This is a genomic window from Citroniella saccharovorans, from assembly GCF_035481615.1.
In the GTDB taxonomy this organism is placed as follows: Bacteria; Bacillota; Clostridia; order Tissierellales; family Peptoniphilaceae; genus Citroniella; species Citroniella saccharovorans.
The window spans coordinates 236378-250928 of sequence record NZ_JAYKOT010000001.1; the positions used below are offsets into that span (position 1 = coordinate 236378).

The 14551-nt window shown below is 32.2% G+C and carries 11 protein-coding genes and 1 pseudogene; 10 read left to right on the plus strand and 2 right to left on the minus strand.

What is annotated here, in order from left to right; all coding sequences use genetic code 11:
• The first annotated feature begins 224 nt into the window (after positions 1-224).
• The 3 genes and pseudogenes from VLK81_RS01120 (at position 225) to VLK81_RS01130 (ending at position 5372) form a co-directional block, all read left to right on the plus strand.
• Positions 225-1632: pseudogene (locus tag VLK81_RS01120) on the plus strand (aspartate ammonia-lyase).
• A gap of 41 nt (positions 1633-1673) precedes the next feature.
• Positions 1674-3125 carry a helicase HerA-like domain-containing protein gene (locus VLK81_RS01125; RefSeq protein ID WP_324618676.1) on the plus strand — a complete coding sequence of 484 codons (1452 nt, stop codon included), beginning with the start codon at positions 1674-1676 and terminating at the stop codon, positions 3123-3125.
• Positions 3126-3131: 6 nt separating this feature from the next.
• Complete coding sequence (locus VLK81_RS01130) at positions 3132-5372, plus strand: cell wall-binding repeat-containing protein (protein ID WP_324618677.1); 2241 nt, start codon at positions 3132-3134, stop codon at positions 5370-5372.
• A 427-nt stretch (positions 5373-5799) separates the two neighbouring features.
• Here VLK81_RS01130 and VLK81_RS01135 read toward each other — a convergent pair whose 3' ends face one another.
• Together VLK81_RS01135 and mgtE are read right to left on the minus strand one after the other, a co-directional pair.
• Positions 5800-6294 (minus strand): NUDIX hydrolase, encoded by a 495-nt coding sequence (locus VLK81_RS01135; RefSeq protein ID WP_324618678.1) that lies wholly within the window; start codon positions 6292-6294, stop codon positions 5800-5802.
• A gap of 15 nt (positions 6295-6309) precedes the next feature.
• Complete coding sequence (mgtE, locus tag VLK81_RS01140) at positions 6310-7665, minus strand: magnesium transporter (RefSeq protein ID WP_324618679.1); 1356 nt, start codon at positions 7663-7665, stop codon at positions 6310-6312.
• Positions 7666-7828: 163 nt separating this feature from the next.
• Here mgtE and VLK81_RS01145 point away from each other — a divergent pair, with 163 nt between their 5' ends.
• The 7 genes from VLK81_RS01145 to VLK81_RS01175 all read left to right on the plus strand — a co-directional run bounded on the left by VLK81_RS01145 (position 7829) and on the right by VLK81_RS01175 (position 14474).
• Positions 7829-8233 (plus strand): substrate-binding domain-containing protein, encoded by a 405-nt coding sequence (locus VLK81_RS01145; protein WP_324618680.1) that lies wholly within the window; start codon positions 7829-7831, stop codon positions 8231-8233.
• 19 nt (positions 8234-8252) lie between these two features.
• Positions 8253-8936, plus strand: a complete 684-nt coding sequence (locus VLK81_RS01150) for a substrate-binding domain-containing protein (protein WP_324618901.1) — start codon at positions 8253-8255, stop codon at positions 8934-8936.
• Between the two features lie 64 nt (positions 8937-9000).
• Positions 9001-10500: a sugar ABC transporter ATP-binding protein gene (locus VLK81_RS01155; RefSeq protein ID WP_324618681.1), complete on the plus strand. Its 1500-nt coding sequence runs from the start codon at positions 9001-9003 to the stop codon at positions 10498-10500.
• Positions 10501-10511: 11 nt separating this feature from the next.
• Complete coding sequence (gene mglC, locus VLK81_RS01160) at positions 10512-11540, plus strand: galactose/methyl galactoside ABC transporter permease MglC (protein ID WP_324618682.1); 1029 nt, start codon at positions 10512-10514, stop codon at positions 11538-11540.
• The gene (locus tag VLK81_RS01165; protein WP_324618683.1) at positions 11540-12361 is read left to right on the plus strand and encodes an aldose epimerase family protein; all 822 of its coding nucleotides are present in this window, start codon (positions 11540-11542) and stop codon (positions 12359-12361) included. Before mglC ends, VLK81_RS01165 begins: the two co-directional genes overlap by 1 nt.
• Positions 12361-13308: a galactose-1-phosphate uridylyltransferase gene (gene galT / locus VLK81_RS01170; protein WP_324618684.1), complete on the plus strand. Its 948-nt coding sequence runs from the start codon at positions 12361-12363 to the stop codon at positions 13306-13308. The genes VLK81_RS01165 and galT overlap by 1 nt, the downstream gene beginning before the upstream one ends.
• A gap of 2 nt (positions 13309-13310) precedes the next feature.
• Positions 13311-14474: a galactokinase gene (locus tag VLK81_RS01175; RefSeq protein ID WP_324618685.1), complete on the plus strand. Its 1164-nt coding sequence runs from the start codon at positions 13311-13313 to the stop codon at positions 14472-14474.
• Positions 14475-14551 lie beyond the last annotated feature (77 nt).

The window sequence follows — 14551 nt, forward strand, 5'->3', positions numbered from 1 at the left end:
TACTTAATTTGTAATAATAAAAATTATAGATTTATAGAAAATTAATTTAAAAACATTTTCTTAAAAAATATTTTTTTATCTTTTAATTTACTCTTATATTCTTCGCTAGCTTTACTTTTTAGCTGTTTTTTATAGAGCCCAATAGATAAAAATCGTTTACAAAATACCTATTTGTGTTATACTTACATTAGATTTATAAATTTATAAGGAGGATTTTTTTGTATATGGATTTTAGACTTGAAAGTGATTCAATTGGTGAGAAAAAAGTACCAAAAGATGCCTATTATGGAGTGCAATCTCTAAGGGGAAAAGAAAATTTTAAGATAACTGGAAAAACTTTACACAGGGAAATGATCATAGCTCTAGCTATGATAAAAAAAGCAGCTGCTATTTCTAACCACCAAGCAGGCGTATTATCAGATGAGGTAAAAGATGCAATAGTAAAGGCTTCAGATGAGATAATAGCTGGAAAATTCCACGATGAATTTATCTGTGACCCTATTCAAGGTGGAGCTGGAACTACTGCCAATATGAATGCAAATGAAGTTATAGCAAATAGAGCTGAAGAAATTCTAGGCGGCGAAAAAGGGTTCTTATAGTAAGGTTCACCCTAACGATCATGTAAATATGGCTCAATCAACTAATGATGTTTATCCAACTAGTGGAAAGCTTGGAGCTATTTTTTTAAGTAAAAAACTTTTTGAACAAGTTGATAAGTTAACTGAGGCCCTAGATAAGAAAGCTAAAGAGTTTGATAAGGTTATTAAGATGGGTAGAACTCAGCTTCAAGACGCTGTTCCTATAAGACTTGGACAAGAATTTTTATCATATAGAGATTTGTTTATTAGAGATGAGAGAAGGATTAAATATGCTATTGAAGATTTAAAAAATATCAATATGGGCGCTTCAGCTATTGGTACTGGTATAAATGTAAGTGAAGAATACCTAGCTGCTATTACAGAAAATCTTTCAAAAATTTCTGGTCTTGACTTAAAGAGAAGTGAAAACTTAGTTGATGGCACTTGTAATCTTGACTGTCTTCTATTCTTCTCATCAAGCCTCAAAACTATGGCTGTTAATCTTTCTAAGATGTCAAATGACTTTAGACTTTTATCTTCTGGCCCAAGAACTATGGTTGGAGATATTAATCTTCCTCCAAAGCAAAATGGTTCTTCTATTATGCCAGGAAAGGTAAATCCTGTTATTCCTGAAGTTGTAAATCAAGCTGCTTTTAAAGTTATCGGAAATGATGTAACTATTGGACTTTGTGCTGAAGGCGGTCAGCTTCAACTTAATGCTTTTGAACCTGTTCTTTTCTATAGTCTTTTTGAATCTATTGAAGTATTAACTGGTGCTATTGATACTCTTGTAGTAAATTGTATAGAAGGAATTACAGCAAATGAAGAAAAACTTAAAGAAGATGTAGAAAAATCTACTGGTATAATAACTGCTCTTGTTCCTCATATTGGATATACTCATTCAGCTAGGATAGCAAAAGAGTCTCTAAGAACTGGAGAAAAAGTAAGATCTATTCTTGAAAGGGAAAAACTTTTAACTAAGGAAGAAATTGATAAAATTCTAGATCCATTTAATATGACTACACCGGGAATAGTTAGGGAGCATTTACTATAAAATAATATTTACTGTCTCGTCCATTTTAAAAGGGGAAATTTATGGAAAAAATTTATATTGGTAATTCAGAAAAAGGAGAAAAAGTTTATCTTGACCCTTCTAGCCTAACAAGGCATGGACTTATTACAGGGTCCACTGGTTCAGGGAAAACTACCACTGTTAAAGTTCTTATAGAGGAGTTAAATAAAAGAAATATTTCAACTTTTGTAAGCGATATTAAGGGCGATCTGTCTTCTCTTATAGAAGAGGGAGATAGTTCTACTGTAGAAGAAAGGTTAGAGAATTTAAAAATAACTGACTACAAGCCAGAGTCTTTTAAGGTTAATTTTTTAGACCTCTTTGGAAAAATGGGTCTTGATGTCAATACTTCTGTAACAGACTTCGGCCCTTATATGCTAAAGGTCCTTCTGGAGTTAAATCAAACTCAAGAAGAAATTATGGTACAAGCTATTAAGTTTGCGGATGAAAATGGAATCAAAATCTTAGACTTTGATGATCTAAAGGCTCTTTTTGAATATTTTAGAGACAATATAAAAGAGTTAAAAGAAAAATATGGTCTATTAAATCCTCAATCAATAGGAAAAATCTTAAGATCAATTGATGCTCTTGAAGAAAAAGGCCTAAGAGATTTTTTCAAAGAACCAGCCTTTGATATAAATGATCTATTCTCTGAAGATGGTAGAATTAATATTTTATACTCTAAGGAGCTTTACAAATACCCAAGCCTTTACACCGCAATCAATCTTTTTTTCCTATCTAGTATTTACAACAAATTAGAGGAAGTAGATTTTGAAGATGTTCCTAAAATGGTATTTTTCTTTGATGAGGCTCATCTTATTTTTAAGGGGGCAAATCCTTATATGATAGATGAGATTGAAAAAATTGTTAGACTTATTAGATCTAAAGGAGTTGGTATCTTCTTTATAACACAATATGTTGAAGATATTCCAGAAAAAATCCTTTCAAATCTTTCAAGCAAAATAATTCACTCCCTAAGAGCCTACACTCCAAATGAAATAAAGAAGGTAAAGGCATTAGCTAATTCCATAAGGCAAGAAGAAGGCATAGACTACGAAGAAGCAATATTAAATTTAAAAAAGGGCGAAGCTATAGTAAGTTTTTTGGAAGAGGACTTTGTTCCAGCTACTGCGAAAAAAGTTCTTATAAAACCTCCTCTTTCAAAGCTTGGTCCAGCAAATGAAAATAAGGTTTCAGAATCAGTTAATTCATCTAACCTTTATAATAAATATCAAATAGATCAAAACTCATACTCCTTCTACGAGTTTTATATAGAAGATGCTGAAAAAAGAAAAGAATTTGAAAAAGAGATGGAGCTTCAAAAGCAAAAAGAGATGTCAGAAAAAAAAGAAGCTAAGGAAAGAAAAAAGGCCATGTCTCCTTTTACAAAAATGTTAAATTCTATGCTTTATTCTATTGGAAGAGAGGCTGGAAAATCTATTTATAGAGGAATATTTGGCACTAGAAAGAGGTAAGTTAAAGTGAAATTTAAATTTAAGAAAAATTTTATAATTATGGGTCTATCTCTAGGACTTTTCCTAGCAAGACCTGCATTTGCAGAAGAAGTAAATGGTCTTGGAAAAATAAATATGAACAATCCAAGGCCGCTTACTCCAGAGATTATGTACCACCACATTGGATCTACAAATTCTTTTGGTCCTCAAAATCTTCACCAAATTGATTTTAATTATACAAATAGTCCAGTTAAGGCAAAAGTTTTATTTGGACCATATCTAAAGGGCGGAGATAGGCTGAGCGTACTTACTAAGGAATTTGAATCAAAAGGAAATTATGTAGTTTTTGGAATAAATGGAGATTCTTATTTGTCTGATGGAGTTCCAAAGGGATGTGTTATTTCAGATGGAATACTTGAAACTACTGGAGCTTCCTATATGAAAACACTTGGATTTACTAAAGATAAAAAACTAGTTTATGGCTTTGTAAATCCTATAATCCATGCGAAAATAGGTGGAATCAATCAGGCAATATATTCTATAAATAAGGATAGGTTAACAAAAGTTAACCCTGTTCACATATACACTTCATCTTTTGCACCAAGTTTTTTAGAAAAAGATGATCATATAGAAATTACTGTTAAAATGGAAGATGGCTTTAAGGGAATTAAAATCGGTTCTACGCTTAACGGAAGTGTTATAAAAGTAGAAGAAAAATCTTCCAAAAAGCCTTCAAGCTCATCTTTAAATGAAGGAGAGCTTGTAGTAACCGCTTCAAAAAAGTCCATTCACTATAAGGATTTGAAAAGCGTAAAGAAGGGCGATAGTTTTTCTGTAGATACAAGAGCCTTTGGAGATAGCATTGACTGGCAAAATGTAGATGAAGCCATTGGCGTTTTCATTCCTATGCTAGAAAATGGCAAGAAAAACGAAAAATATTATAATTTGGGTGGAGGAGCTCCAAGAACTCTTTTTGCTAAAAATGATGAGGGAAAAGTTACTATAATAGCAGCTGATGGAAGGCAGAAACCTCACGCTGCTGGTTTATCACTTGCCCAATCAACAGACTACCTATCCCAGCTTGGCTACAAAGACATATACGATTTTGATGGCGGCGGATCTACTACTATTATGATTAGAAAAGCTTGGGAAGACGCTGCAAAGATGAGAAATATTCCTTCAGATAAGGGAAATAGGGAAAGATACAACGGAAATGCCCTTGTTTTCTATGCTACTGAAAATCTTCCAGAGGACTTTGTAAATAATCAAAAGGCTGAGTATGAAAAAATCTTAGAGGAAGCAAGAAAGAGAGAGGAAGAGAGAAAGAAAAAAGAAGAGGAAAGAAAGAGAAAGGAAGAAGAAGCTAAAAAATTGTTAGCTGGCATGAGAATCTCTGGAGAAAATAGGTATGAAACTGCAAGTGTAATAGCTAAAAATCTAGATGACTCAAACTATGCAGTAATTGTATCTTCAAATTCTTTCCCAGATGCTTTAGTTTCTTCTAACCTAGCAAAGCATTTAAACGCACCTATCCTTCTAGCTGATACATCTCTTCCAGCTGAGACTATAAATTCTCTTGAAGAAAAGGGAGTAAAAAATGTCGTAATACTAGGTGGAGTAAATTCTGTATCTCAAAATGCTGAAGGAAAGCTAAGAGAACTTTCTTACTCTGTAAGAAGAATTTCTGGAGAAGATAGGTACGATACAGCTATTTTAGCAAATGAATATACTTTAAATAAGGATATAGTTTACCTTGCATCAGGCGAATCTTTTGCCGATTCCCTATCAGCTTCTGCACTTGCAGCTAGAAAAAGTTCACCCCTACTGTTAACCGAGTCCAATACTCTTACAAGTAGGTCTTTAAGTGCAATTAAGGCTTGGTCAAGTAAGAAGATAGTTTTAGTTGGAGGAGTAAATTCTATATCAAGTGAAATAGAAGAAAAACTTAAGAGTCTTGGCCTAGAAGTTACTAGAATTTCTGGAGAAGATAGGTATGAAACTTCTGTTAAGATTTCAAATACTACAAGCTCAAATGGACTTATTTTAGCATCTGGAGAAGGTTATATTGATGCCCTAACTGCATCTAACCTTGCACAAAGCTTAAACTATAGCCTGGTGCTAACAGCAAAAGATTCACTAAATCCATACCTAAGAGATAGTCTAAAAAATTATGACAAAGAAAATATTCATGTGGTTGGAGGAAGTGAAACTATAAGCGATAATGTTATAAAAGAAGTAAGTGAAATTTTGAGTGAGGCTTCTAATTAATTGAATGAGTAGTAAATATAGCTTTTTATTTGCTTAAAATAAAAAAAGTAGTATTTATTTGTAAAAAGCAAGAAAAATTTTACCCTAGTTTTATTAGAGTAAATTTAATTCCTGTTATAATGCATTTTAAATTTAAAAAAGCTATACTAGATATATAAAAACTAAATAGCTAAGTCTTTAGCAAAAAAAATAAAAGTCTATGAGTTTTTCAGCTCTCATAGACTTTTAACATTTTTATATCTATTCACTAATTATAAAATTTTATAATTTTAATTATTTAAAAGTTAACTTACCTATTCTAAGAAAGAGTAGCTGCCTATTTACTAAGCCTTGAAGGAGTTTAAAAATAATCTTGCAAGAATTTAAGCAAGTTTTGTCCTTCCTTATAGTCAATTTTTAACTATTGACCTAAATTTACTTATAAAAGTTAAATACTCTCATTAAATTTAAGAAGATATCTTCTAAGTGATTTAGTAGCAACCTTATGCCCATCAATAAAATCTCTTAAATCAGATTTTCTTACCCACCTGTGACCTACAGTTTCTCCTTCTTGGTATCTTATATTTTCCTTGTCCTTGTTGGTTTCGTAGATAAAACCCATGTAAAAAGCTGCGTTTGATTTGTAAAAATATAATCTTTCAATATTTTTAGCTCTGATCCCAGTTTCCTCATAAAGCTCTCTTTTTGCAGCATGAAAGGGTCTTTCTCCTTTTAGGCAAGATCCTCCAGCTGTAAGTTCGTAGTAACCTGGATAGGAAGCTTTATTAGGATCTCTTTTCATAAATAGAAAATATTCCCCTGATTTAACTATAGTGTTTACTACAAGATGATAATATCCTTTTGGAATTCTTCTTCCTCTAATGTGAGAATAGCCATCTAACTTTATAAAATTCTTATCATATAAATCCCAATACTCAATCATTTATCTTTATCCCTTCTATTTAGCAACTAGGGCTGTCGCAAATTTAAAGTAGATAAATAAGCTCATAGTATCAACAATAGTTGAGATTAAGGGTCCAGCCATTATAGCTGGGTCTAACTTTAATTTTTTGGCTATGATAGGAAGAGTTGCTCCCACTAATTTTGCCATAAGAACAGTAAAAATTAAAGTTAAGGATACTGTAAGAGCTACTATAACACTTTTTGACTCTATAAATGTAAGTTTAATAAAATTGACTATGGCTAAAATTATACCACATGTTAAGGCTACCATAGTTTCCTTTCTCATAATTTTGAAAGCATCTTTAATCTCAACATCGCCTGTTGCAAGAGCTCTTACTATAAGGGTTGATGATTGAGAACCAGCATTACCACCAGTATCCATAAGCATAGGTATAAACATAGAAAGAACTGTAAACTTAGATAATACGTCTTCATACCCCTTAATAATACTTCCAGTAAAAGTTGCAGAGATCATAAGAATTAAAAGCCAAGTTAGCCTATTTTTTGCCATTTCAAATGATGAAGTTTGAAAATATTCTTTTTCCGATGGTGATACGGCCGCCATTTTATGAAAGTCCTCTGTTGCTTCGATTTCCATAACGTCCATAATATCATCCACCGTAATAATACCTGTTAGTCTCCTGCCATTATCTATAACTGGAATTGCTAAAAAACCATACTTTTTGAAAATATCTAGGGCCACTTCCCTATCATCTTCAGTATTTACAGATATAATATCTCTTTCCATTATATCTTGGATTAAAAGACCCCTATCTGATGTTACAAGTTTTCTAAGTGAAACAATGCCAACTAAAACTCCGAGTTTATCGACTACATATTGTGTATATACCGTTTCCTTTTTGAGTCCAACTTCTCTAACGTGCTCAATAGCTTCTCCAACTGTCATTTTTTCTCTTAGCTCAACATATTCTATAGTCATTATAGAAGCAGCGGAGTCTTCTTTATAATTTAAAAATTGATTAATTAGATTTCTTTTTTCGTCAGAAGTATTTTTTAAAATATCGTATACAGCTTCCCTAGGCATCTCTTCTAAAAAGTCTATCATATCATCAAATCTTAGCTCTTTAAGAATATAGCCAAGTTCGTTTTTAGAAATTTTCTCAGCTAAAAGATTCTTTTTTCCATTTGAAAGATATGAGAACACATTAGCTCCAGTATCTTTTGGAAGAACTCTCAAAGCTAATAATAGCTCGTTATCCTCCAGCTCTTCTAAGATGGCTCCAGCATCTGCGGGATTTAAATTCATTAGCTTTTCTTTTAGTAGAGTTAAATTATTTTCTTTGATTAATTTTTTTATTTCCTCAATGTTTTCCTCTAAAATATCTTCCACAATATCCCTCCTTTGCTTCCAACATATATATTTATTATAGCAGAGAAAAATACATATTAAAAGAGAAAAAAACGTTGACACTATCACTTTTATCTGTTATCATAAAAATGATAATCAGTTGTTACGTTTTAGCACTGATTAAATTACCAAAGGGGGAGATAAAATGTTCAATAAAAAAACGTTTTCATTTCTTCTTGTTATTTCTCTTCTAATCCTAGGATTAGCAGCTTGTAACAAGGCAAATGATACTACCAAATCTTCTAACAACACAGAAGATTCGGCAACTAGTGGGGAAAATAGTGATAAGAAAGATAATGAGGATTCAAAACCATCTTCTGATAAAAAGATAGCTGTTCTTTATTATCAATATTCTGACACTTATATTTCTACAGTAAGAAAAGAAGTTAATAAGCTTTTTGAAGGTTACAATGTCCTTGAATATGATGGACAAAATGACCAAGCTAAACAAAATGACCAAATTGATACTGCTATTCAAAAGGGCGTAGACCTACTACTAGTAAATATAGTTGACGTAGGGGCTGCTCCAACAGTTATCGAAAAAGGCTAAATCAGCTAATGTTCCTGTTATTTTCTTTAATAGAGAGCCATCTGACGGAAATGTTTATGCTTCTTATGACAAGGCTAGATTCGTTGGAACTAGAATTGAAGAAGCTGGAGAAATTCAAGGTGAATTAATTGCTAAATATTGGAAAGAAGGCGGCCACGATAGAAACCAAAATGGTAAACTAGACTATGTTTTACTTCATGGTGGTATAGACAATGCTGAAGCAGTTGCAAGAAGTAAATATGCAGTAAAAACTCTTGAAGAAGCTGGAATAGAAGTTAATAAAATTGCTGAACAAATAGCTGGCTGGGAAGGCGGTCCTGCTCAACAAGCTATGGAAGCATGGCTAGCAAAGGATGCTGATAATATTGATGTTGTTATTTCAAATAACGATACTATGGCAATCGGTGCTATAACTGCTCTACAATCTGCAGGTTTAAATAAGCCTGACCAAGAAGGAAAATTTGATATTGCTAAATTCGTTGGAGTATTTGGAGTTGATGCAGTTGAAGATGCTAAAGTTGCAATTAAAAAAGGTACTATGACTGGTACAGTTAAACAAGATCCAGAACTAATGGCAAAAGCTATAAAAGCACTTAGCGTAAATGCTTTAGAAGGAAAGGAATTTATCGAAGGTACAGAATACGAGTATGATGACTCTAAGATCGCAGTTAGAATTCCTTACCTACCTTATACAGCTGAATAGATTTTTTTATGGAAGGGCTAGTTCCTTCCATAAATTTACATAATAAAAAGATAGGGGTGATTTTTTGAACACGAATAATGATTATGTCCTTGAGATGAGGGGAATTTCAAAATCTTTCCCTGGCGTTAAGGCTTTAGATAAGGTGGATTTAAAAGTTAGGAGGGGAAGTGTCCATGCTCTTATGGGAGAAAATGGTGCTGGAAAATCAACCCTCATGAAATGTCTTTTTGGAATTTATCTAGAAGATGAAGGAGAAATATTTTTAGATGGTAAAAAAGTACATTTTGAAAACCCAAAAGAGGCTATGGAAAATGGTGTTTCTATGGTTCACCAGGAGTTAAACCAAGTCCTTCAAAGATCTGCAGCTGAAAATATGATGCTTGGAAGATTTCCTAAAAAATCTATTTTTGTAGATGAGAAAAAAATGTATGAAGATACTAAAAAGATTTTTGATGATATTGGTCTTGATATTAGTCCCAAAATTAAAATGGGTAAACTTTCTGTTTCTCAAAGGCAAATGGCAGAAATTGCTAAGGCTGTTTCCTACAATGCTAAGGTTCTTATTTTAGATGAACCTACCTCTTCTCTAACCGACCAGGAAGTTGAAAAACTTTTTGAAGTTTTAGAGATGCTAAAGAAAAGAGGAATTGGTATTGTATATATCTCTCACAAAATGGAAGAGATAAAACAAATCTCAGATGATATAACCGTTTTTAGAGATGGAAAATGGGTAGCAACTGAAAGAGCGGAAAATCTATCTAATAAAGACATAGTTTCTCTTATGGTAGGTAGACCACTTGAAAATAGATTCCCAGAAAAGACTAATAAGCCTGGTAAAGTTATTTTGAAGGTAGAAAATCTTAACTCAGTTTATCCTGATGGAGTTAAGGATATAAACTTCTCACTTAGAGAAGGAGAAATCCTAGGTATAGCTGGCCTAGTAGGTTCTAGAAGAACTGAGCTTCTTGAATCAATTTTTGGTTCCAGACAGGCAACTGGTAAACTTTTCTTAGAAGGAAAGGAAATAAAAAATAAAGATCCTAAGGTAGCTATTAAAAACGGTTTTGCCTATCTTACAGAAGAGCGTAGATCAACTGGAATCTTCCCTATGCTAGACTTAAAGGAAAATTCAACTTTAGCTTCAATTAAAAAATATAAAAATGGACCTTTTGTTTCTGAAGCTTTAAGAAATAAATCTACTAAGTGGGTTATTGAAAGTATGAATGTTAAAACTCCTTCAAGCAAGACAAAAATAGCATCTCTTTCTGGTGGAAATCAGCAAAAAGTAATCATTGGAAGATGGCTACTGACTGTCCCTAAGGTGCTACTTTTAGATGAACCTACAAGGGGAATTGATGTTGGGGCGAAATTTGAAATCTACAAATTGATATTAGATCTTTGTAATGAAAATAAGGCCGTTATAGTGGTTTCTTCTGAACTTCCAGAACTGCTTGGAATATGCGACCGCATACTTGTTATGAGTAATGGAAGACTTGCTGGCATAGAAGATGCAAAGAACTTGACCCAAGAAAAAATTATGGAACTTGCTGGAAAATACTTATAGGAGGAAAAAAATTGAAATCTGAAAATAAAAGCTTAGCAGTAAAAAAGGATAAAAAAGAACTTAAAGCCTTTCTACTAAATTATTCACTATATATTATCCTAGGCATTATGATATTAGGAATTATAATTTATGAACCTTCATTTTTGTCTATAAAAAACTTTACAAATATTTTAACTCAAGCTTCAACTAGAGGTATTCTTGCCCTAGGTGTTGCAGGCCTAATTATTTTACAGGGAACTGACCTTTCTGCAGGTAGAATACTTGGACTTTCTGCAGCAGTATCTGCATCTTTGTTGCAATCTCCAGAATTTGCATCTAGAATGTACCCTAACCTACCTCTTTTACCTATGATAGTTCCTCTAATTGCATCTATCATAATTGCAGTTTTATTTGCACTTGTAAATGGTTTTGGGGTTGCAGTTTTAAAAATTCACGCATTTATTATTACACTTGGAACTCAACTAATTGCATTTGGACTTCTTCAAATTTATATTGAGTCACAAACAAATGGTGCTCAGCCTATAGGTACACTTCAAACTAGATACACAGAACTTTCAACTGGTTCATTTTTAGGCATTCCAAATCTTGTATGGTTTTTAATAATAGTTGCCGCTATTATGTGGGTAATATGGAACAAGACGGAAGTTGGAAAAAATATGTTTGCAATCGGTGGCAATCCTGAGGCTGCTGAAGTTAGTGGTATAAATCTTGTAAAAAATATAATGATAATTTACCTTTTATCTGGAATCCTTTATGGTATAGCAGGTTTTCTAGAAGCTGGTAGAGTTGGATCTGTTACCTCAAATACTGGTTTTTCTTATGAACTTGATGCTATTTCAGCCTGCGTTGTAGGTGGGGTTTCATTTTCAGGTGGTATTGGAACAATTCCAGGGGTTCTTATAGGAACTATAATTCTTCAATTTATAACTTATGGTTTAAACTATATTAATATGAATCCTTATTTGCAATATATTATTCGTGGTCTAATTATTATAATAGCTGTTGCAATAGATGTTAGAAAGTATATAAAGAAAAAATAATGAAAAAAATAAGATCAGAAATACTTGAAATGACTATTTGTGAAGACTTTGGAGGAAAAATCATATCTTTTAAAGATTATTCAAAAGAATATTTATTTCAAGGAAATTCCAAAATCAAACCTGATTCAGATTCTCTATTTGAATCAGGTTTTGACTATGGACTTGATGAGTGTTTTCCTACTATAGACCAGTGCCAATTTTTAGGTGTAAATTATAAGGACCACGGAGACCTTTGGAGATCTGGTTGGGATCTTTCTTTTAAGGAGAACTCATTTGTTGGTAGGGCTTATTCTAACTCTTCAGGTCTTTCCTTCAAAAGAATAGTAACTTTAGAGAAAAATAAGGCTCGATTTGATTATGAAATTGAAAATAAGAACAATCATATTTCTTATTTTTTATATACTCTTCACCCACTTTTTAATTTTGATCCAGATTCTTACTTTTCTCTACCTTTTGACAAGGATAAAATATTTAATGTAAAAGGTATGGAGGAGCTTAAAGAAAAAGATATTTGTGAGCTTAGAAGCTATGAAAGTGGAAAAACTTACAAATTTTACAATGACCAAATTTTAAAAAATAATAAAGCTAGGATATTTTATCCATCTATAAAAAAAGTTTTAAGCTTAGAATTTGATAAAAATACTCTTCCCTACTTTGCGATTTGGATCTCTAGAGAAAAGGGCAAAGAAAATATGGCTCTTGAACCTAGTAATGGATTTTATGATAAGTTAGATAGGGCTGTTGGAAATGGTTTAAAAGCCCTAAAGCCTCATGAAAAAATTAGCTTTACTACAAAGATAAAAATAGAAAGGATGGACTAATGGCCGAATTAAGATATAATCCACTTTTAGATGATTACACGATGATTAATAGCAATAGAAATAAAAGGCCTGATATGCCAAGTGGCTACTGCGCTTTTTGCCCTCAATATAAAAATGTTGAGCCTTATGATGTACTGCTTTATCCAAACGACTTTCCTATTCTTTCAACTGAGCATATTTTGGAAAATAAAAGAGATGGCTTATATCATAATAAGGAAGCTTATGGCTACTGTGATGTTGTTTTATATACTCCAGACCATAATGGTAAGCTTTATGACCTATCGGATGATCATCTTTTAAAGCTAGTTGACCTTTGGATAAATAGATTTTTAGAAATAAAAAAGGATAAGAAGATAAAATATTTCTTTCCATTTGAAAATAGGGGTAAGGAAGTTGGCACAACTATGCCCCACCCACATGGACAAATATATTCATATTCTTTTATGCCACTTAAAATAAAAGAAGAACTTAATAATGCCCAAAAATATTTCTATGAGTCCGGCAATAATTTATATGATGAGATTTTAAAAGAGGAATTAAGGGATGGTAAAAGGATTATTTATAAAAATAATACCTTTACCGCCTTTATCCCTTATTTTGCAGGATATCCTTTTGAAACTTACGTTTTTAATAGTAAAAGTCTAGCTTCTTTTGAAGATTTTGATGATGATATAAAGAAAGATTTTGTAGATTTATTAAAAAATTTAGTAAAAATAATGGACTCTAGCTTTAGTAGAGAATTTCCTTACATGATGGGTATTTTTAATAAGCCAATTAATTCCGAGGCTTACGCCGATGCGGATGATTTTTTCCGCTTTCACCTAAAATTTGCTCCAGTTTTAAGAAGTGAAAATTCCATTAAATATAACGCTTCATCTGAAACTCTAGCAGGCGCTTTTGGAAATCCTCTTAGCCCTGAAAAAGCTATTGAATTTTTAAGGAAGTAGTAATGGGAATAATAGAGAATAAAATAAAAAATAGGGCAAGAACTTTTTTCGGTAATTTTAAATACGATCTTTTCTTTGCTCCAAGTAGGATAAATTTAATTGGTGAGCACTTAGACTATAATGGAGGCTATGTACTTCCTGCTGCTATAGATATTGGAAGCTACATTGCCATTAGAAAAAATGGTACAAATAAAATTAGACTTAGGTCATTAAATGCAAAAGTATATAGAGAGCTAGAAATTGGAGAAGATTTTAATCCAAAAAATAATTGGCTTAATTATCCTTTAGGTATGGTTAATTTCTTAAAGAAAAGAGGATATAATGTTGAAGGCTTTGACGGAGTTATTATGGGAAATATTCCAACAGGGTCTGGACTTTCTTCCTCTGCCTCACTCGAAATTTTGATTGGATATTGCATGAGTGAGCTTTTTAACGATGGAAAAATTGATAATAAAATTCTTGCTGAAGTTGGCATGGATGTAGAAAATAAATTTATTGGGCTTAACTCTGGGATTATGGATCAATTTGCAATAGCTATGGGAAGAAAAGATAAGATGATTCTTCTTGACACTTCGAACTTAAATTTTTCCTATGAGGATATTGATCTAGATAATAATGCTCTTATGATTTTAAATACAAAAAAGCATAGAAAATTAACTGATTCAAAGTACAATGAAAGAAAGGCTGAATGCGATAAGTCTTTGGAAATTATTAATAGGACTAAAAACTATAAATTTCTTTCAGAAATCTCTACTAATGAAATGGATGAAGTCTTAAGTTTATTAAATGAAGATACACTAGTAAAAAGAGTTAGGCATATAATAACTGAAAATCAAAGGGTTTTGGATTTTATAAAAGCTTCTAGGGAAAAAGACTATGTTTATATGGGCAGTCTCCTAAATGAATCAGACAGATCTTTAAAAGATGATTATGAGGTTACTGGATATGAACTTGATACCATAACTAGCCTTGCTAGATATTTTGGCGCATTGGGGGCAAGGATGACTGGTGCAGGTTTTGGAGGATGCGCTATTGCCCTTATAAAAAGTAAAGATAGATCTTATTTTAAAAGAGCTTTACTTACAGAATATAAAAACAAAACTTCTCTTTCAGGAGAAATTTATGAGGTTGTAATTTCCGATGGGCCAAGGAGAATTATTGAATAATTTTTTCTAAATTCAAAAAACGTAGGATAAAATCCTACGTTTTTTGTGCATAATATATTTAAAAAAGGAGTCGCAAT